Raw genomic sequence first — 19,026 nt, 5'->3', positions numbered from 1 at the left:
CGGCCGGCACGGTCGAGGTACTACGGCAGCGCAGGGCCACGGCCGGGCAGCCACTCGGAGCCCTGACCACGCAGAGCGTCGGAACAGAGTGCCGGACGGCCGGGGCACCGGCCCGCCGGGCCGGGGCACACCCAGTCGTCCGGCCCCACCACGCGGTCAGACCCTCCGGCCCCAGCGCGGACCGAGCCAGGCCCATTCCGCGGCCCAGGCGTCCATCCGTCGGCGCTCCAACCGACCGCGCAGGGCCAGGCCCCCGGCCAGAGGCACGGCGGCGCAGCTCACACCGGCCAGTCCGCCCAACAGGGCGGCCCGGAGGGCTCCCTCGGAGGCGGAGGCGGGCCGGCTGCCGAGACGTCCCGCCTCATCGGTCCAGACGGTGACGAGGGTGCCCGCCTTGCTGCCGGGGGCCACCCGGGCCCGGCCGGTGTGGGCGGAGCCGTCGGCCGCCGTCCAGCGCACTTTGACCCAGACCCGTTCGCCGGCGCTGATACGGCTGTGTGCGGGGGACCCTCCCGGGACCGGTTCGACGACCTGTGCCACGGCGGGACGCCAGGTGGCCCTTTCCCGAGCGAGTCCCTGCTCCGCCGACCGGACCGCCGCCAGGCCCGCCAGCACCCCCGTCAGGACGGTCAGCAGCCAGGTACCGAGGACCAACCAGGCCTCCGCCACGTCAGTGCGGCGCTTGAGCGGGTTGCGCCGCCAGCGCCACAACCACACTTTCGGACCACGGAACGCCTTCAAAGGCATCCTCCTCACGAGCGCACCGACCGGCCGGACGCCCTCCCATACGGGAAAGGTCGCTCCGCTGCTCACGACGAGCCGACTCCTCGGCGGTCCCACGGGACGCCCCCGCCCCGCAGGCGCATCCTCGAACGGATCCTGCTGGCTTTCGGCGCCGGCCGACGACACTGCCACGACCTGCGGGAACGTTGGCTTCGGAGAGAGTGTCAGTGGTGGGGTGCACACTGGCCGGTATCTGACGACTACCTGGACACAGGCGTCCCGGAGGTGATCGGCATGACCGAGGTTCTGCTGGCGGTGGGTACCCGCAAGGGCCTCTTCATCGGGCGGCGGGGCGGTGGCGCCTGGGAGTTCGACGAGAGTCCCTACTTCAATGCGCAGGCGATCTACTCGGTGGCGATCGACACGCGGGGCGCCCGCCCCAGGCTGCTGGCGGGGGGCGACAGCGCACACTGGGGTCCGTCGGTCTTCCACTCCGACGACCTCGGCCGTACCTGGACCGAACCTGCGCGGCCGGCCGTCAGATTCCCCGAGGACACTGGGGCCTCCCTGGAGCGCGTCTGGCAGTTGCATCCGGCTGCCGCTGAGCCGGATGTGGTGTACGCGGGCACCGAACCGGCCGCGTTGTACCGCTCGCAGGACCGGGGGGAGAGCTTCGAGCTGGTGCGACCGCTGTGGGAGCACCCGACCCGCACCCGGTGGGTGCCCGGCGGTGGCGGTGAGGGCCTGCACACGGTCGTCACCTATGCGCGCGACCCGCAGGCGGTGACCGTGGCCGTCTCGACGGCCGGGGTGTTCCGCACCACCGACGGCGGCGCGAGCTGGGCGCCGTCCAACTCCGGTGTGTCCGCGGTGTTCCTGCCGGACCCCAACCCCGACTTCGGCCAGTGCGTGCACAAGATCGCCAAGGACGCGGGCGATCCAGACCGGCTGTATCTGCAGAACCACTGGGGGGTGTACCGCAGTGACGACGCTGGGGCCCACTGGACCGACATCGGCGCGGGCCTGCCGTCCACGTTCGGGTTCGCGGTGGCAGCCCATCCGAGCCGTGGTGGCACAGCGTACGTCTTCCCGATCAACGCGGACACCGACCGGGTTCCCGCCGGTCGCCGCTGCCGGGTCTTCCGCACCACGGACGCGGGCAGATCGTGGGAGCCGCTGTCCAGCGGACTGCCAGAGGGAGACCACTACGGCACGGTGCTGCGGGACGCCCTGTGCACCGACGACGCCGACCCGGCGGGCGTGTACTTCGGAAACCGCAACGGTGAGTTGTTCGCCTCCGCCAACGGCGGCGACAGCTGGCAGCAACTGGCCGCGCATCTGCCGGACGTGCTGTGCGTACGGGCAGCGGTGACCGGCTGAGCGTGCGGCAGGAACGCGGCAGGACACCAGGAAGCTCCCGATCGCACGTCAGGCATCGGTCTGTCACCAGCCGGTGTAGAGCAGCCGGGTGACGCCCGTGGCACCACGGCCTTTACAGGAAGTGGCGCCACGGCCTTTACAGGAAATCGCCGAACGGGGCTGGGCGTCAGAAGGGCGCGGCTGGGGGCAGGTACTCCCGGGTGTTCCTCCGGCCGGTCCGGTGGATAGCGTGCTGCCCGTGGACAGGCAACTGAGCGAGGCGGAACTCGACGATCTGGGCCTGGTCAGAACCTCGATGGCAGACGGGTCGGGCTGTACGCCGGTGCTTCACCAAGCGGCTCGCGGTCGCTGCGGCGGGCGTGAGGTTACGGCAGTCGCCAATCCACCGGCTGGGCGCCCTGTCTGACCAGCAGGTCATTGGCCCGGCTGAACGGACGCGAGCCGAAGAAGCCCCGGTCCGCCGACATCGGGGAGGGATGAGCGGACTCGATCGCTGGGAGATCTCCCAGCAGCGGCCGCAGATTGCGCGCGTCACGCCCCCACAGGATGGACACCAGCGGCTTGCCCCGTGCCGCCAGCGCCCGGATCGCCTGCTCGGTGACCTCCTCCCAGCCCTTGCCGCGGTGGGCACCCGGGCTGCGCGGGGCCGTGGTCAGCGCCCTGTTGAGCAGGAGAACGCCCTGTCGGGTCCACGGCGTCAGGTCACCATTGGACGGGCGATCGAGGCCCAGGTCGGAGTGCATCTCCCGGAAGATGTTCTCCAAACTGCCGGGCAGCGAACGCACCTCGGGCGCCACCGCGAAACTCAACCCGATCGCCATCCCCGGCGTGGGGTAGGGATCCTGGCCGACGATCAGGACACGGACGTCATCGAACGGCTGCTGGAAGGCCCGCAGGACATTCGCCCCGGCCGGAAGGTAGGTCCGGCCGGCCGCTATCTCGGCCCGGAGGAAGTCCCCCATGGCCGCGATGCGTTCGGCTGCAGGTTCGAGAGCCTTCGCCCAGCCTGCTTCAACAAGTTCGTGCAAGGGTCGTGGTGCCACAGCGCGTCACTCTACCGGCATGCACCGAAGCCCTGCACAAGCCAACAGGCCCTACGCACCAGGGCCCCTACCGGCGCTACTCTTCCTCCTCGTCGAGGTCTTCGAGACGGTCGAGCAGTTCGCGCAACCGGTCACCGGGAAGGAGGGAATCTTGGTGCATCCCGTGCTCAAGCCACTCCGTCATGGTCATCATGCCTGGTCAGCCCTTCGTCCTGCATGCCGACACCTCGGAACTCCCGCACACGCAGCGAGACTGTCGTTCTCAGTCGCGTCGGACGTGCGCCCGCTGCCCCCGAGCTTGATCAACTTCTTCCGCGAGCTGAACCACCAGCTGGGTCTGTCCCAGCAGCCCAACGGCGATCACTCTCCGTGGATAGCGCAGGGTGTGCTGCTGCTCAACAGGGCGCTCTCCACCGTGCGGCGCAGCACCCCGGGTGCGCACCCCGGCACGGGCTGGGAGGAGGTCACCGAGCGGACGATCCGGGCGCTGGTCGCGCGCGGCCTGCTGCGGGCGTCCATCCTGTGGGGGCGTGACACCCGCACGCTGCGTCCGTGGCTGGACAATCTGCCATCGGGGGAATTCACGCGCCCCTCCCCCACGTCGGCCGACCGCGAATTCTTCGGCTCGCGCCCGTTCAGCCGCGCCAACGACCTGCTGATCCAGCACGGAGGACAGCCCGTGGATTGGCGACTGCCGTGAGCGTGCCCAGCTACCTCGCCGTGGACTCCGGCGGTTCCGGCCTCCGGATCGCCGTCGGGATCCCGGGCCGGGAGCCCGCTGCCCTGCGGGAGACCCGGGAACCCCTCCGCACGGGTGCACGAGGCATCGATCCCGCGCATCTGATGACGCAACTCGTCCCGCTGGTCCGAGCGCTGACGGCGGAGGCCGGGGTCAGCGGGCCGACCACGGCCGTCGTCGGCGCCGCCGGATTCGCCACCCTCGGAGGCGCCCTGCGCGCTGAACTTCCCGACGCCCTCGCGCGGGAGTTGGGGGTACGGGACGTGGCGCTGGCCGCCGACGCCGTCACCGCCTACGTAGGCGCGCTCGGCCCCCGCCCGGGCGCGGTCCTCGCCGCAGGAACCGGACTGATCGCCATCGGCACCGACCTGACGGGCTGGCGGCGGGCCGACGGCTGGGGACATCTGCTGGGCGACTGCGGCAGCGGCGCCTGGATCGGACGGGCTGGTCTGGAAGCGGCACTGCGCGCCCACGACGGTCGCGCCGGCGGCTCCGCACCACTGCTGGCCCGCACGGAAGATCGGTTCGGCCCGGTGCACGGGCTCCCCAGCCTGCTCTATCCACGCACCGACCGGCCTGCCCTGCTGGCCTCCTTCGCGCCCGAAGTGGCCGCATGCGCCGTGCACGATCCCGTCGCAGCGGACCTCCTGCGCACCGCGGCCCGGCACATGGCCGATTCCGCCCTGGCCGTGTGCCCGGCCGGAGGAGAACCCGAAGTGGCACTCACCGGTGGCCTCTTCAGGCTGGGCGACGCCCTCCTCGTTCCTCTGCGCGAGGAGTTGGCGGCACAGCTACCCCACGCACGGCAGGTGCCGGCCGAGGGCGACCCCTTGCACGGCTCGGTACGGATCGCGACCGACCTGTCGACCGGTCGGCTCGCTCTGCCGGGTGACCCGACGATGCTGTACGTGGTGCGCACTGAGACGGAATGAGGAACCGCCAACAACGGATGGACCCCTCTTGTCAGCCCGTGTTCCGGGCACGTGCCCGGAACACGTGTCGCTCGTCCGTAACTCATCAGACAAAACCGGACGGATACCGCTCACCTGCACCCTCCCCGAACGGAGGAAGCCAGGAAGCCAGTAACATGCGACGCCATGAGTTCCCCCACTGGACCCGCGTCCGGCCTGCCAGTACGAATGCCGCGACCCCGCCAGCCCGGACGGCACCGCCGACCGGAACCGCTGGTGGCTCCCGAGGGCGCGCCCGCGCTCGTCCTCGCGGTGCCCGGTGCGCCCAGCGCCGCCACACGCGGCCTCGCCGAGGAGGTCGTGAGCATCGCCCGCTCCGAGCTGCCCGGCCTGGACGCCCGGATCGGGTACCTGGAAGGGGACGACACCGAGTTCCCCGCTCTCCGGTCCGTGCTGGCGCACGCCGCCGAGGAGCGCGCAACCCGCTATGAGCAGGCCGTCGCCGCCGGAGCGGAAGGCGTCAAGGAGCCCAGCGGTCCGGTCGCCGTCGTCGTCCCGTTGGTGGCCGGTCCGGACAACGCCCTGCTGCGGCGGATCCGCCAGTCGGTGATGGACAGCCGGGTCGCCGCCGAACTGACCGACGCCCTCGGTCCGCACCCGCTGCTCGCCGAGGCGCTGCACGTGCGGCTTTCCGAGGCGGGGCTGGCGCGCGCCGACCGTGCCCGGCTGTTCACCGTGGCCACCGCGGCCGACGGCATCATCCTGGCCTCCGTGGGTGGTGAGGAGGCAGTGCAGGCCGCCGGGATCACCGGCATGTTGCTCGCCGCGCGTCTGGCCGTACCGGTGATGGCGGCGGCCCTGGACCAGGAGGGCTCCATCACCTCCGTCGCCGAGCAACTGCGTTCCGCCGGCTCCCAGCAGCTCGCCCTCGCCCCGTACCTGATCGGTCCGGAAATCGACCCGGCGCTGCTGAACGCGGCCGCCGAGGAGGCAGGCTGCGCCACCGCCGAGGCGCTCGGCGCATACCCGGCGATCGGCAAGCTGGCGCTCGCCAAGTACACGACGACGCTGGGTATCGCCCCGCAGCAGCCGCAGGGCACGCCGGTCCGCTGACACCGCACGGCATGCCCCGACGACTCAGGGCCCGCTCCGGTCTTCGGAGCGGGCCTTCCGCCTTCCGCTACCGAGCGGCGCCCGGGCCGGGCGGGCGTTCCCAGGCGGGCGTTCCCAGGCGGGCGTTCCCGGGCGGAGCGGAGCGGCCCGCACCGCAGGCGCATTGCTCACGGCCCGCGACTCACCCGAGAGCCGGCACTCCGAGCCGGCCCTCAGCCGGAGCGGTGTCCCAGGCGGCAAGGCCGCCCCGACCACGTCGGCGCGCCCGAACGCGGCCGGGGGTCAGCCGAAAACGATGCAGGAGGCCGCGGTGACCTGCACAGATCCGTCATACTGGGGCCGCCCGGTCGCCTCGTCGACGGCGAACCAGGTCACGTCACCGGAGCGCTCGTTGGCGGCGTAGAGGAACCCGTCGTGCTCTTCCAGCGCGCGTGGCCAGTGCCCACCGCAGGGCACCGTACCGGTCAGCCGGAGTCCGTCCGGCGCGACGCCGAGCACCGACAGCACGTCCTCGCCACGGGTCGCGGTCCATACGAAGCGGCCGTCGGGCGACACCACGATCCCGGACGGGTAGGCGTCACCGGCCGGAGCGCCCGGCAGTACGGAGACCTCCGACAGCGGCTTCAGAGAACCACCCGCCGCGTCCCAACGGCACACCGTCACCGTCGGGGTGAGTTCATTGACCACGTAGGCGTGCTCGCCGTCCGGGTGGAAGGCAAGATGACGGGGGCCGGACCCGGGACGCAGCGCGAACTCGCGGTGCAGCACGGGAACGCCCCGCTCCAGGGCACAGACCCGCACCGAGTCCGTGCCGAGGTCGACACTGACGGCCCAGCGGCCACTGGGGTCGGGCTGCACCTGGTGGGCGTGCGGACCGCGCTGGCGCCGGTCGTGCGGACCCGAACCGGTGTGCCGGAGGACTCCGGAGGGTTTGGCGGCGAGGCCGCCGTCCGGACGCACGGGGACCGCGGTAACGCTTCCCGAGCCATAGTTGGCGGTCAGCACGTGCCCGGCGTACAGGCTGAGGTGGGTGGGGCCACTGCCGTCCACCGGCACCGGCGGCCCGGCGGGTTCCGGCCGGTCCCCGCCGACCCGGTACGCCGCGACGGCGCCCTCGGCGGTCTCACTGACCACGTACAGCGTGTTCCCGTCCGGGGACAGGGCCAGGTAGGAGGGGTCGGGCACTACGTTCACTGCGGCCACGAGGGTGAGCGCCCCGCTGTTCGACGCAATCTCCGCGGTCACCAGCCCGGGCCCGCCCGCAGCCGTGAACGAGCCGATGAACGCCCTCCTCCTGTCCGCCCTGCCCTCCTGCACCACCGTTGTCCCCTCTCGGTCGAGCCAGTCCGTGGCTGACGGTAGCAGTCGACCTGCGACGGTCTAGACCAAGTGGCGGCCGACAGGGCGGTCCTTTTGCACGGTCGCGGTTCATCTGCGCAGTCAGCGTCTTCCCGGAACGCCCCCACCCGCTCCGCGCCCGGATGGCGCCCAGCGGTCAGGCGCCGACCAGCCGCGACCGCGACGGCGACCGCAGCGGCTCGGCCAGGTCCGCGAGGGCACGTTCCAGGCCGTGCAGGTGGGCGAGGGCCGGCTCGGCAGGTGGCTCGGCAGGATGGTGCGGGGGCCGGGCACCGCCTGCGGTGAGGGCTTCCACAGCGGCTTCCACGCGTCGGCAGGCGGCGGCCAGACGGGCGTCGTGGCAGGCCTGGGGGTCGGCCGCGACGGCCACCAGGCCACGGATCTCGCGGGCGCAGTCGTCAAGCAGCGCGAGAACCCGGCGGGCGCGCCGTTTGCGGGCCGGCATCGGGTTCAGCGGATGGACGAGGGGGGCCACCGAGAGCCGGACCCGGCCGAGCAACTGCTCCAGTTCGGCCACGCGCGGCGCCGCACCGGCCATGGTGGAACCCATCGGGGGGATGCCGCTCGCCCGAGCGACGCCCGGCGGCTGGGGGTAGGCCGCGACCTCGGCCGTACAGGCATGGACGCTGCGCAGGGCTCGCTGGATCCAGGCGTTGGTGGTGGCGTGCGTGGTGACCGGCAGGAGGCACAGCACGGCGAGCGCGGCCCCCAGCGCTCCCACAGCGGTCTCGGCCAGGCGCAGGGCGAGCAGTCCCGGGCCGAGAACCCCGAGGAGACCGTAGAGCAGTTCGGCGAGCAGGGTCACCCAGAGCATCATCCACGTGTAGGAGACGGCCGCCGTGTAGAAGATGCCGAACACGGCAACCGTCACCAGGACGGCCGTTGGGACGGGCGCGCCGTGCACGGGGACGGCGACGAGGAAGCCCAGGGCGATGCCGATCACCGTGCCGAGGACCCGCCGGAAGCCGCGCACCAGAGTCTCGCCGCGCGAGGTGGTGTTGACGAAGATCCACCAGGTGGCCCCGACGGCCCAGTACCAGCGCTGTCCGGACACTAGCTGGCCCACGACCAGCGCGAAGCCGGCGCCCGCGGTCGCCTGCACCGCCTGCCGTGTGGTGGTCCGGGCCAGTCCGGTGCCGTCGGGCGGGGCGGGGGCTGCGGCCGGGGCCAGCCGGCGCTCGTAGCACCACACGCCGAAACGCACCAGGGCAGCGCTGAGGACAGAGAGCGCGATGGCGGAGTACAGCTCGGGCAGCCGGTCCGGTGTGGCGCGCAGGAACTGGGCCACGTAGTAGGTCATGAAGGCGAACACGCCGAGGCTGTGCCCGCGCGGACCCCAGCGGCGCGCGTACACGCCGGCGCCGACGACGGCCAGGAAGGCGAGGTCGCGCCCCACGGGGTGGTCGTGCAGGCCGGCCGCGACTGCCAGCACCGGCACTCCCACGGCGGGCAGCAGCACGGTGGTGACCGCCTGGCCGCGCACGGTCGGATCGGTGACCGTGAAGAGTGCGAGCAGCGCGGCGAGGCCGCCGGTCACCGCGCCGACGAGGGAGTATCCGGCACTCAGGCAGACCGCGACCGCCAGGCCGATGCCGAGGACGGCCCGTGCGGCGAAGCGCAGTCGCGCCCGCCCCGGGTCCGGAGCCACGAACACCCTCTTCAGCACTGCTGCCCTCCGCTTGGAACACGACACAGAAAAGGCGCCGCGGAGGTCCGCAGCGCCATCGACACGTCCATAAGAGCATCACAGAGGGCGCTGGATCAAGTTCTGTCCGACTCACTGGGCCATTGGCCCAGCTTCGGCCACGTTGCCTTGTCGGCCGAGATACCAACGGACCAGGTCGGTGGGGAGACGTGCCGATCCGTCGGGTGGGCCATTGGTACAGTCGTTCATCATGGCCGTGGACGAACTCGACACCCGCATCCTGCGACTGCTCCTGGAGCAGCCCCGCACCAGCGTGCGCGAGTACGCCCGCGTCCTCGGCGTGGCACGAGGCACGGTCCAGGCCCGGCTGGACCGGATGGAACGTGACGGTGTGATCACCGGTACCGGACCGGTCCTGTCCCCCGCCGCCCTAGGCCATCCCGTGCTCGCGTTCGTGCACATCGAGGTCACCCAGGGCCATCTCGACGACGTGGGGGACGCACTTGCGGCCGTCCCGGAAATCGTGGAGGCCTTCTCGATCACCGGTGGCGGAGATCTGCTCGCTCGGGTGGTGGGCCGGGACAACGCCCATCTGGAGGACGTCATCCAGAAGCTGATCAGCCTCCCCGGCGTGGTGCGCACCCGTACCGAGGTGGCGCTGCGCGAACGCGTTCCGCACCGGCTGCTCCCCCTAGTGGAGTCGGTCGGCCGGACGGCCCGCGCCTGACGCCGGGCCCCGCTGGACCGTGCCTGCGGTCCCGACCCCGTCCGGCCCGGCGGAACACCCACGACCGCAACCACCCCCTCGGTATCCACACCCGGGAAGCAGCGGCACTCCGGCCGGGGCCCTCCGGCGAGCCCGCGCCTGGCCTCCCCGCGCGTCCCAGCGGGTGCACGAGGCATCGCGGATGCTTAGCGTGACTCCATGACCACAGACCAGGCTGGGCCTGCCCTCGGCGACCGGCGGTGGAAGGCGCTCGCGGTCTGTCTGACCTCCAGCTTCATGACGCTGCTGGACACCTCGATCGTGAACGTGGCGCTGCCTTCGATGCAGCGCGGACTGCACGCCGACGACGCCGACTTGTCCTGGGTGATCTCCGGCTACGCCCTGGCCTTCGGGCTGGTGCTCGTCCCGGCGGGGCGCCTTGGGGATCTGCGCGGCCGTCGTGAGGCCTTTCTGACCGGTCTCGCCCTGTTCACCCTGGCCTCGGCGGCTTGCGGGCTGGCCCGCGGCGCCACCTGGTTGGTGCTGTTCCGACTGCTCCAGGGAGCGGCGGCGGGCCTGGTCGCGCCACAGACTTCAGGGCTGATCCAGCAGATGTTCCAGGGCCCGGAGCGAGCACGTGCCTTCGGCAGGGTGGGGAGCGTCGTCGGGTTTTCCACCGCGGTCGGACCGCTGGCCGGCGGCCTGCTGATCCAGGCGTTCGGCAGCGCTGACGGCTGGCGCTGGGTGTTCTTCGTCAATCTGCCCATCGGCGTGACGGTGTTCGCCGCGGCGCTGCGCCTGCTACCCCGCTCACCGGCGTCGCCGGGACGGCGCGAGGGTTTCGACCTGCTGGGTGTTCTGCTCCTGGGGGCCGGAGTGCTCGCCCTCATGCTGCCCCTGGTGCAGGAGCAACAGTGGCCCGGACGGCTGAAGTGGGCGCTGCTCCCGGTCGCTGCCGGGCTACTGTTCGCGTTCTGGGCATGGGAACGGCACCAGGGCCGACGGGACCGGGCTCCCCTGATCGACCTGGAGCTGTTCTCCCTCCGTTCCTTCTGGCTGGGCGCGGTACTGAGCCTGGTGTACTTCGGCGGCTTCACCACGCTGTTCTTCGTCTACACGCTGTTCCTGCAGAACGGTATGAACTACAGCGCGCTGGAGGCCGGTCTGGCGTCCTTGCCCTTCGCCGCAGGCTCAGTGGCAGGGGCCGCTGCCGGGGGGCGACTCGTGGTCCGTTACGGGCGCGGCCTGGTCATCTGGGGGTTGTCCGTGGTGTCCGTGGGGCTGCTCGGCGTCATCGCTGCCGTGCAGTGGGTGCCGGGGCGGGCCGTGGCGGTGGCGGCTGCACTGCCGTTGCTCGTCGCCGGTATCGGCTCGGGTCTGACCATCTCACCGAACACCACGCTCACCCTCTCCCGCGTTCCCGTGCGGCGCGCAGGGGCGGCGGGCGGAATGCTGCAGACCGCCCAGCGCATCGGCTCGGCGTCGGGCATCGCGGTCGTGGGCGCGGTGTTCTTCGCGCATCTCGCGAGCCACGGCAGTCCTGCCGCCGCGCTCCAGCTCGGACTGCTCACTGCCGTCGGCATCATCCTGATGGCCCTGGTGCTGGCCTTCGCTGACCTCCGGGAACGCCGGGCCCGTCCGGAGCCGGAGCGGAGGATGGAATCGGCGCGGCAGGCGACGTAGGCCACTCCGGTCGAGGGCGCCCCGCACGGGCGGACAGGCGCACAGGGCGGCGCCGAGAAGGCGGCCCGCTTCACGACCTCCGGCGCGGTCGGCCTCGCCCGGAGGCCGGTTTACCGCCTCCCGAGCGCGCGTGTGCCGCGCGGCCCGGAGTCTTGCCGGCCTGCTTCTGCCGGGTGCCGCCCTGCTCGGAGCGCTTGCGCTTGCGTTCCTCCGAGGCCTTGGCCTGCGGCGTGGCCGCCGCACGGCCCCGGGTGCTGTTGACGGTCCGCCCGCGGACGATGCCGATGAAGTCCTCCACCAGATCGGTGGTGGCCTCCTCCGGCCAGGACAGGGCGACGCTCGACTGCGGGGCGTCCACCACCGGGCGGTAGGTGAGGTCCCGGCGGTGGTACAGCCGGGCGAGCGACTGCGGGACGACCAGGAGGCCAGCGTTCGCCGCCACCAGCTCGACCGCATCGTGTGTCGTCACCGGCCGTTCGAAAGCCGGCTCACCGGGCGGGCGGTCCCAGTCGAAGACGTCATCACGGGGATGGAAGAGCACCTCGTCGGCGAGGTCGGCGAGGTTGACCTCGTCCACAGCCGTGATCAGGTGGTCCTTGGGGACGATGACCACCGTGGTCTCGGTGTACAGAGGGATCGCGCTGAAGTACGTGCGGTCGACGGGCAACCGCACGAGACCCGCGTCCGCCTCGCCCGCGCGTAGGAGTCCGGGTGCCTCGGCGGCCGGAACCTGGACGAGGGTGAGCGGGATGCCGGGCAGGCGCTCGTTCCAGATCTTCACCCACTTGGCGGGCGTCACTCCGGGAACGTACGCGAGCCGGAACGACGGTGGTTCCTCCGAGCCTGTCACCAGGCCAGGTTACCGGCCGTGGCGGGCCCCGCGGCACGCGGCCGATACCCTTGAGCTCATGAGTTCGCAGCAGAGCACCCAGACGATGAAGCCCGCGACCGCGGCCAAGAAGCTGGGTGTGTACCTCCCCGCCACCCCCGCCGCCTTCCAGGAGGGCGTGGTCTCGCGCGCCGAGCTGAACGAGCTGCAGGCCAATCCGCCCGAGTGGCTGCGCGAGCTGCGAGAGAACGGACCCCATCCTCGTCCGGTGGTCGCCGCCAAGCTCGGCGTGTCCATCGCCGGCCTCGGACGCGGCGGGGTCACCGAGCCGCTGACCACCGATCAGATCGAGGCGCTCAAGCGGGAGCGGCCCGAGTGGTTGGAGAAGGAACGCGCCACCCAGGCCGAGGTCCGCAGGGAAGCGGCACGCGTCAAGAACATCAGGAAGGAGAAGCGCGAGAAGGAAGCTGAGCAGGACTGAACCGCCCTTTCCCGCTCGCTCTTCCCCCCTCTCCCGTACCTCCCCCGTCTCTTCCCCCTCGATTCCCTTCTGCTCCCTTCCTGCCCCCCTTTCACTCCTTTTCCACTCCATTTCCACTCCATTTCCACAACGCCCCCGGCCTCCGGGGGCGTTGTCAGTGGCCTGTCCTACAGTTCGCGTCACTTGATCACTGCGGGTGCGCGGAGGCACGCATGGAGTGGATCCCGACCGGCGACGTGGAGATCGCCCTCCACGGCAGGAAGGTGGTGTGCCGCCATGCGGCCGGGCGCAGGCTGGAGTCCGTGCCGGCGACCATCGCCGACGTCACCCCCCTGTGGATCTGGTGCGCTCAGAGCTGCGGCACGCGGGCAGCTTGCCGGAAGCCCGGCTCGCCGCGCTGCGCCCATCGGCCCGGCGCCTAGTCGAGGCGCTGACCAGGCAGTTGGCCACCCGACTGCGCCCTGCACAGCACCGCCCTACCCCGCCCCAGGCAGCACTCCGGAGAGGCACCCTCGGCCCGCCCCGCACCGTGCGGGTGAGCCTGACCACCGCCCGGCGCATGCCGGACGAAACGGTCCGGATCGTCCTCGGACGACCCGCCTTCCGCGGCCGTGCCCGGCGCTCGGCTGACTGTGGCGGTTGCCACTACGCCGACGAGGTGGACGGCGCGTTGTGTGCGGCTGCATGGTGCGATGAGGTCGAGGACGCCGGACGGGCCCGGAAGAGGACGGAAGTGGCGTTGGCGCGCGGAGCGCAGACCCAGCGGACCGCATCCCGCTTGGGCGGCGACACCGAACGGGCCGCCGTTCCCCCGTGCCGGCGGCCCGCCGGATGTCCACCCGATCAGGCCGGTGTCGCCGTGCTCAAGTATGGGCGGGAGACGGCGGCAGGGACATGCGTACAACTACGTACGCGCACGGGGAACGGACGAGGCTCAACCGGAGAGGAAGACGTGGGGCTGGACAAGGCCTACGAGCGGATGACGGCGGTTGCCGTGGCGGCACTGCACGAGCGGACACCGGAGCATCTGTGGCCGCTACTCGCCGGCGCGCTGGCGGACCTGTGCGGCGGCGAGGCGGTCGTCCACAAACTGGACGACTGGAGTGAGAGCACCGGACAGATCGGTGTGGCGCCCGATGCCGCCGTCGAGTTGGACCGGCTCGGGGAGGCTGATCTGCGCCTGCTGCGCGCTGGTTATCCCTTCGCCCACCACTACGCGGACCGGACTGACCGGACACCAGTCACCGCGCAACGGGCGGCGGGCCGGGCCTGGCCGGGCAGTGCGACCTCGCGCCTGCTCAACGCGGCCCTGGACGTCGACCACGCACTGGGCGTACCGCTTCCCGACAGCACCAGCCCGATCACGGGGTGCCTCGTCTACCGCTCCGGATCGGACTTCACCGACGACCACCTGGTCATGGCCGAGCGGGCACAACCGCTGCTGGTCGCGGTCGAGCGGCAGCGACAGTTGCTGGAGGCATGGCGGCGAACGGCCGGCCCCGACGGAGCAGCGGACCAGCGAGCGGCCGACTGCACACTGACGCCCCGCGAAACCGCCGTTCTGGTGCTCCTCGCGGAGGCACTCACCGCCGACGCCATCGGCCGCCGGCTCGGTATCTCGACCCGCACCGTGCACAAACACATTGAGAACGTCTACCGGAAGCTGGGCACGCGTGACCGCGTGGGCACCGTGCTGCGCGCCCAGCATCTCGGCCTGGTGCCGTCCCCCGGACCGCCTGGGACCAGGGGACGGACTCCCCCACCGTGATGCGTCACCGTGGGGCTGCCCGCCCAGGCGGGTTTCCCCACCGTCGCACCTGGATCAGCACATGAGTTCCGTTCGTGCGCCAGGCAGTCCCGGATCGTTGGAGGGCGTCCAGAGTTTTCTGCCCCAGGCCGATGACGACGTCTGACTTCCGGGTCCGGAAACGCCGCGACGCCCCCGAGAAGGAGGCGGTGAGACGGGCGAGCGGTGTCGTGGTGTCCCACGGTCGGCCGCCCACCAGACGACGGTGCTTCAGGCCGCCCTCCACCACGGTGAGCGAGACGCCCTCGAACTCCGTGCGGAGGTCCGCGGGCATCTCCTGGTACGGCAAACGGACACAGAAGAACGGGTGAGTGCGGACCTCCAGGCCTCTCCCGGCCATGGCCTTCCACAGCCGGCCGCCGATCCGGCTCGTTTCGGCGGGCGTCCCGATGGGGCGCCGAAGGGCGCCGCACGCAGATCCGGCGGGACCGGCGGATCTGCGCAGCGCGGAGCCGTGACGGGCACCGGCGCCGAACTCGCTCTGACCGGGAGCCTTCGGACGGCGCGTACCCGGTCGGGGGCTGCTGCCCGACCCGGATCACGTCGACGTGCGGGAGCTGGGTCCTGGTCAGGCAGCGTCCTGACTGAGGCTAGGTCAGGCAAGCCCAGCGGAACCACTCCGAGGGACCCCGCTTCAGCAGTGTGCGCCGTGTCACACACCCCAAAAGGCGTCCGAGTTGTCTACATCACAGCGGAAATGTCCTATTAGCGTCCATGCTCGACACGGATGCCGACTCCCGAAGTGGAGCCCATCGGCAACCTCTTGGGTGCGAAGTCCAAAGTGACCCATGACATAGCACTCTTGACATTCCTCCTCCCCTGGGAAGGTGCCCCACCATGGCCGCTTACCTCTGTCCTCCTGCCGTAATACACGGTGAGAACGCCGTGGAGACCAGCCAGATCGTGGCGGACGTACGCAACCGGCATCCGCACGCGACGTGGGCGCCACGGATCGACGGCATCGCCGCCAGCACGGGCATCCAGACACGCGGGTGGATGCTGCCGCTGGAGGCTGCCGTCGCGCCCGGAAACGGCGGCGGCCTGCGCACGGTCGGCGTCGGGCCAGCCCAAGAGGCGTTGGCGCGCAACGGGTTCACCCAGCAGGACGTGGACCGCGTGATCGCCACGCTGGAAGCGATACCCGCGCCGCAGACCGTCCAGGAACGCACCGCGCCGGCCTGGGAGGCCGTGCGGTCCTACGGAGAGCGTGCGGCGCGCGGAGCCCTACAGATCGCGGGGCTGGACGCCGCAGACGTCGATTGTCTGATCACCAGTCACTCCACCACCCCGGCGTTGCCGGGTCTGGACATCGCCCTGGCCAACCAACTTCCGCTCCGCAGCGACGTGATGCTGCTGCCTGCCACGCAGTGGGCCTGCGTAGCGGGGACCCGCTCCCTGGCGCTGGCGGCGGACCTCGTGGCCGCGGACCCCGACCGGGTGGTCCTGGTCGTGATCGCGGAGGCGCTGAGCACGACCTACCAGCCCGCGGACGACACCCTCGAGTCCTTGATCGTCCGGCTGCTCTTTGCAGACACCGCGGTCGCCGCGGTGGTCACGGGCCGCCCGAGGCACGAGTCGGTACTGCGACTGGACGCCGCCTGGCACCACACCCTGCCCGGCACCCAAGACCTGCACCGTCTGGATACACGGGCGGACGGCACCCACTTCGTGATGGACCGGCGCGGGCCGCGCGCGGTCCAGGAAACGGTCACCGCGATGTGGGAGTGGCTGCGCGTCCGTTACCAGGACGACCCCAACTCCTGGCACCCCGACGTACTGCTGGCGCACCCCGGCGGGACCCGGGTGCTGGAGTACATGGAGCAGACCATGCCCGACGCATGGCCGTCGGGGCTGCTGGACTACAGCCGGGACAGCTACACCAGCGGCAACCGCGGAGGCGCCGCCGTGTTCGACATCCTGCGGCGTGCGCACGACGCCGGGCAGAAGCCGGGCAACCGCGCCGTCCTGTACGCGGCGGCACCGGGTCTCACCGCCACCGCCCTGGAAGGGGAGTGGCTGTAGCGCGAGCCCCCGGCGCTCGTAGGGAGCAAGCGGGGCGTCCCCGTTGCCGGTCAGGTCACCAGTGCCGCCGAGGGCACCGTCCGTACCGTCGGTGGCACCGGGTGACGTGCACACCGCCCGCACCCTCGCCACGCCCCCATGCGCCGGTCGCGTCCCCCGTTCCGCAACCGCATCACCTCGCGACTTCCGCCCAGACCACCTTGCCGGCGTCCGTCCATCGCACCCCCACCGGGTGGTGAGCCTGTGCACGACGTGCAGACCACGGCCACCGTCGTCGAGGAAGTCGTCCCGGCTCAGACGTGGCCTGCCGTTGCTGGTGTCGCCGACCTCGCACAGCAGACCGTGACCGGCCCTGATCAGCCGTATCGTGATGGGACCGGTGGCGAAGCGCACAGCGTTCGTGACCAGCTCGCTGACCAGCAACAACACGTTGTCCCGAGTGTCGTCCTTGGTGTGCCATTGCCGCAACAGCGCGGAGACCTGTGCGCGGGCACGGGCGGGGGCATCGTCACGGGCGGGCAACCGCCAGGTTGCGGTGTCCCCCTTGCGGTAACCGATCATGCGCGCGAGGAGCAGGGTCACGTCGTCGCGCTGGCGTACGGGTCCCATCGCGGAGACGACACGGCGTGCAGCCTGCTGCAGGGTGTCCCAGGGGTGCACCGTGGACACGGCCTCCGCCAGCCTACCGATGCCCTCGTCGATCGACACGGCCGGATCCTCCACGAGGCCGTCGGTATAGAGGGCGAGCAGGGAGCCCGGGGGCGCGCCGAACGTGTGGACGTCGAACGGCTCCCGCAGGGCGAACTCAGCACCCAGACCTGGATGAGGGCGAACCACGAGCGGGCCCACATGCCCGTCTGGGGACACCAGGACCGGGGGAAGGTGACCCGCGCTGGACAGCGCCACGCGGTGGCTGACCGGATCGTAGAGGGCGATGCAGCACGTCGACCCGAGGGCGCTGTAGCCGGCCGCCAGCCCGGACTCCGAGTCGTCCAGCAGCGTCACGGTCTCGTCCAGGTGCTCCAGCACCTCGTCGGGCGCAAGCCCCGCGGACAGCAGCGCGCGGGCCTCCATGCTCAGCTGACCCATGGTTGCCGCGGCTCCCAGGCCGTGCCCGACGACATCGCCGACCACCAGCGCGGTACGGCCGTCCGGCAATGGAAAGCTGTTCACCCAGTCGCCACCGACGCCCGCGCTGTCGGGCGTGGCGGGCTGGTAGACGCTGGCGATCTCAATCGTGTCGCCGCCGGTCCGGGGGAGCAGCCGGCGCTGCAACGCCAGCACCTGCCTGTGTTCGCGCTGGTGCTGACGGGCCAGGTCGACGTGATGGGCGGTCCTGGCCACCAGTTCCTGCAGGTCGAACAGCTCACTGTCACGGAAGGGGTAGTCCGCCCGCCGCCACACCTCGGCCAGGCCCAGCACGACGGGCGGCGCGCTGTCCAGGACCAGCGGTACGCACACCACACCCGCCGACTGGTCGCCGGGCACCAGGGCACGCATCACTCGCGGGCTGCCGAGTACCCGCTCGACCGCCTCCCGGTCCGGTATGACGATGGCCTGCGGAGCATCGTCCCTCCGTACCGCCTGCGCCAGCAGGCGACTCGCGTCACTCGGGAGGTCGTCTCCCGGAGTCACGTAGCCCTCGGGCCACGCCCGATCCGGCACCAGGGCCGCCCGGCGTAGCCGGATGCGCCCCTCCCCCTGCCCCTGCCCGGTGACTCCCTCGCCCGTCCACACGGCGAAGTCGAGGTCGACAGCGGCCACGTCTCCCCAGGCCAGCAGGGACTGTGCCAGCGACTGCGCGGTTTCGCCGATGTCCAGCGAGGTCCCGATCGCGGTCTCGGCGGCGTACAGGTGCAGCCTCTTGGCCATGGCGATCACGGAGACAGTCAGGCCCTCCTGAGGCGCCGCGGCGGGCAGGATGCTCAGCGAAACCACCAACTCCGACCCGTCACCTCGCCGCAGACGCTGGATGCGGGCGACGTGCGCCTCACCGGTCTCCAGGACCTGGCGCAACCGCCGAGTGACTGTCGGTACGTCCCCGGGGGGAAGGAGATCGACAAAGGGACTCCCGGTCCCGGCGTCCAGACCCGCGAATACGGGGGCGTCCAGATTACAGCGGGTGATTCGCAGGTCCCTGTCCAGGTTGACCGCGCCGAGAATCTGATCGTGGCGGCTGGCTTCCGGTTCGTCCGGTACGCGTTCGCGGGGAGCACGGTCGCCTTGGGCATCGGCAGGACCGGCGGCCGATGCCGCTCCGCCGCGTGGGATGTAGCGCCCCAGGGCGCTACTGACGAGGTCGAACGACGAAGAGGACGAGGGAGAGGGTGTGGAGTCCATGCGGCTCTCTCAGCAATCCCCGGCACAGCGCCGGGGCCGTATTCGGACTCGTGCGTCGGGGCCCCGAGATCCCCGCCGCACACCTCATTGAATAACACCGGGGGTCGCATCGCCCACACCAGCGAATCGCGCGGTGAACGCGGAGAGTGAGCGGGTGTGACAGCCGGCGGGGCCGTGCTCACGTTGCCGGGGCCGTCGCCCGCCAGGTCATGGAGACCGCCACAGGACCGCTGGGCGCCGGCGCC

Annotated in this window: 15 protein-coding genes and 2 pseudogenes; 10 read left to right on the top strand and 7 right to left on the bottom strand. The window is 71.5% G+C overall.

The window, feature by feature from the left end; translation table 11 throughout:
• Positions 1-156 precede the first annotated feature (156 nt).
• Positions 157-747 (bottom strand): Rv1733c family protein, encoded by a 591-nt coding sequence (locus LK06_RS29845; protein WP_039651957.1) that lies wholly within the window; start codon positions 745-747, stop codon positions 157-159.
• Positions 748-1,017: 270 nt separating this feature from the next.
• On the opposite strand from LK06_RS29845, the gene LK06_RS29840 reads away from it, so the two are divergent.
• Positions 1,018-2,103: a WD40/YVTN/BNR-like repeat-containing protein gene (locus tag LK06_RS29840; RefSeq protein WP_039651958.1), complete on the top strand. Its 1,086-nt coding sequence runs from the start codon at positions 1,018-1,020 to the stop codon at positions 2,101-2,103.
• 365 nt (positions 2,104-2,468) lie between these two features.
• Here LK06_RS29840 and LK06_RS29835 read toward each other — a convergent pair whose 3' ends face one another.
• Entirely contained in the window at positions 2,469-3,146 is a 678-nt protein-coding gene (locus LK06_RS29835) for a uracil-DNA glycosylase (RefSeq protein ID WP_043408433.1), read from the bottom strand.
• Between the two features lie 232 nt (positions 3,147-3,378).
• On the opposite strand from LK06_RS29835, the pseudogene LK06_RS29830 reads away from it, so the two are divergent.
• The 3 genes and pseudogenes from LK06_RS29830 to LK06_RS29820 form a co-directional block, all read left to right on the top strand.
• A pseudogene (locus LK06_RS29830) lies at positions 3,379-3,846 on the top strand (uracil-DNA glycosylase); the annotation flags it as partial.
• Positions 3,843-4,817, top strand: a complete 975-nt coding sequence (locus LK06_RS29825) for an N-acetylglucosamine kinase (RefSeq protein ID WP_043408436.1) — start codon at positions 3,843-3,845, stop codon at positions 4,815-4,817. The pseudogene LK06_RS29830 and the gene LK06_RS29825, both read left to right, overlap by 4 nt.
• A gap of 165 nt (positions 4,818-4,982) precedes the next feature.
• Entirely contained in the window at positions 4,983-5,909 is a 927-nt protein-coding gene (locus LK06_RS29820) for a sirohydrochlorin chelatase (RefSeq protein ID WP_086083567.1), read from the top strand.
• Between the two features lie 282 nt (positions 5,910-6,191).
• On the opposite strand, the gene LK06_RS29815 is transcribed toward LK06_RS29820, so the two are convergent.
• Positions 6,192-7,229, bottom strand: coding sequence for a lactonase family protein (locus LK06_RS29815; RefSeq protein ID WP_078858909.1), 1,038 nt, complete (start codon positions 7,227-7,229; stop codon positions 6,192-6,194).
• 175 nt (positions 7,230-7,404) lie between these two features.
• The gene (locus tag LK06_RS29810) at positions 7,405-8,934 is read right to left on the bottom strand and encodes an FUSC family protein (RefSeq protein WP_039651962.1); all 1,530 of its coding nucleotides are present in this window, start codon (positions 8,932-8,934) and stop codon (positions 7,405-7,407) included.
• A 229-nt stretch (positions 8,935-9,163) separates the two neighbouring features.
• On the opposite strand from LK06_RS29810, the gene LK06_RS29805 reads away from it, so the two are divergent.
• Both LK06_RS29805 and LK06_RS29800 read left to right on the top strand, forming a co-directional pair.
• Positions 9,164-9,640, top strand: coding sequence for an Lrp/AsnC family transcriptional regulator (locus LK06_RS29805; protein WP_039652244.1), 477 nt, complete (start codon positions 9,164-9,166; stop codon positions 9,638-9,640).
• A 198-nt stretch (positions 9,641-9,838) separates the two neighbouring features.
• Positions 9,839-11,302 (top strand): MFS transporter, encoded by a 1,464-nt coding sequence (locus LK06_RS29800; protein WP_039651964.1) that lies wholly within the window; start codon positions 9,839-9,841, stop codon positions 11,300-11,302.
• A gap of 70 nt (positions 11,303-11,372) precedes the next feature.
• Here the strand turns inward: LK06_RS29800 and LK06_RS29795 are convergent, their stop codons facing one another.
• A complete protein-coding gene (locus LK06_RS29795) occupies positions 11,373-12,152 on the bottom strand; it encodes a LysR family substrate-binding domain-containing protein (RefSeq protein WP_052318949.1) in 780 nt (259 codons plus the stop codon).
• A gap of 58 nt (positions 12,153-12,210) precedes the next feature.
• Here LK06_RS29795 and LK06_RS29790 point away from each other — a divergent pair, with 58 nt between their 5' ends.
• From LK06_RS29790 to LK06_RS29780, 3 genes are all read left to right on the top strand, one after another.
• Complete coding sequence (locus tag LK06_RS29790; RefSeq protein ID WP_039651967.1) at positions 12,211-12,612, top strand: DUF5997 family protein; 402 nt, start codon at positions 12,211-12,213, stop codon at positions 12,610-12,612.
• A gap of 212 nt (positions 12,613-12,824) precedes the next feature.
• Positions 12,825-13,034, top strand: coding sequence for a hypothetical protein (locus LK06_RS29785; protein ID WP_039651969.1), 210 nt, complete (start codon positions 12,825-12,827; stop codon positions 13,032-13,034).
• 530 nt (positions 13,035-13,564) lie between these two features.
• Positions 13,565-14,380, top strand: a complete 816-nt coding sequence (locus LK06_RS29780) for a helix-turn-helix transcriptional regulator (RefSeq protein ID WP_039651971.1) — start codon at positions 13,565-13,567, stop codon at positions 14,378-14,380.
• A gap of 4 nt (positions 14,381-14,384) precedes the next feature.
• Here the strand turns inward: LK06_RS29780 and LK06_RS29775 are convergent, their stop codons facing one another.
• Positions 14,385-14,771 carry an ARMT1-like domain-containing protein gene (locus tag LK06_RS29775; RefSeq protein WP_324618366.1) on the bottom strand — a complete coding sequence of 129 codons (387 nt, stop codon included), beginning with the start codon at positions 14,769-14,771 and terminating at the stop codon, positions 14,385-14,387.
• Between the two features lie 485 nt (positions 14,772-15,256).
• Between LK06_RS29775 and LK06_RS29770 the strand changes: the two genes are divergently transcribed.
• Positions 15,257-16,441 (top strand): beta-ketoacyl-[acyl-carrier-protein] synthase family protein, encoded by a 1,185-nt coding sequence (locus LK06_RS29770; RefSeq protein WP_039651972.1) that lies wholly within the window; start codon positions 15,257-15,259, stop codon positions 16,439-16,441.
• Between the two features lie 172 nt (positions 16,442-16,613).
• On the opposite strand, the pseudogene LK06_RS29765 reads toward LK06_RS29770, so the two are convergent.
• Positions 16,614-18,781: pseudogene (locus tag LK06_RS29765) on the bottom strand (ATP-binding SpoIIE family protein phosphatase).
• Between the last annotated feature and the right edge of the window lie 245 nt (positions 18,782-19,026).

The sequence above is a fragment of the Streptomyces pluripotens genome, from assembly GCF_000802245.2.
Lineage (GTDB): Bacteria > Actinomycetota > Actinomycetes > Streptomycetales > Streptomycetaceae > Streptomyces > Streptomyces pluripotens.
Note: the sequence above shows the minus strand (reverse complement) of the source record. Positions and strands in the feature narration are given on the sequence as shown.

Coding starts and splice junctions, on each gene's coding strand:
- LK06_RS29805 (WP_039652244.1), top strand. CDS start 9,164: ATGGCCGTGGACGAACTCGACACCCGCATCCTGCGACTGCTCCTGGAG.
- LK06_RS29820 (WP_086083567.1), top strand. CDS start 4,983: ATGAGTTCCCCCACTGGACCCGCGTCCGGCCTGCCAGTACGAATGCCG.
- LK06_RS29800 (WP_039651964.1), top strand. CDS start 9,839: ATGACCACAGACCAGGCTGGGCCTGCCCTCGGCGACCGGCGGTGGAAG.
- LK06_RS29845 (WP_039651957.1), bottom strand. CDS start 747: ATGCCTTTGAAGGCGTTCCGTGGTCCGAAAGTGTGGTTGTGGCGCTGG.
- LK06_RS29785 (WP_039651969.1), top strand. CDS start 12,825: ATGGAGTGGATCCCGACCGGCGACGTGGAGATCGCCCTCCACGGCAGG.
- LK06_RS29790 (WP_039651967.1), top strand. CDS start 12,211: ATGAGTTCGCAGCAGAGCACCCAGACGATGAAGCCCGCGACCGCGGCC.
- LK06_RS29840 (WP_039651958.1), top strand. CDS start 1,018: ATGACCGAGGTTCTGCTGGCGGTGGGTACCCGCAAGGGCCTCTTCATC.
- LK06_RS29770 (WP_039651972.1), top strand. CDS start 15,257: ATGGCCGCTTACCTCTGTCCTCCTGCCGTAATACACGGTGAGAACGCC.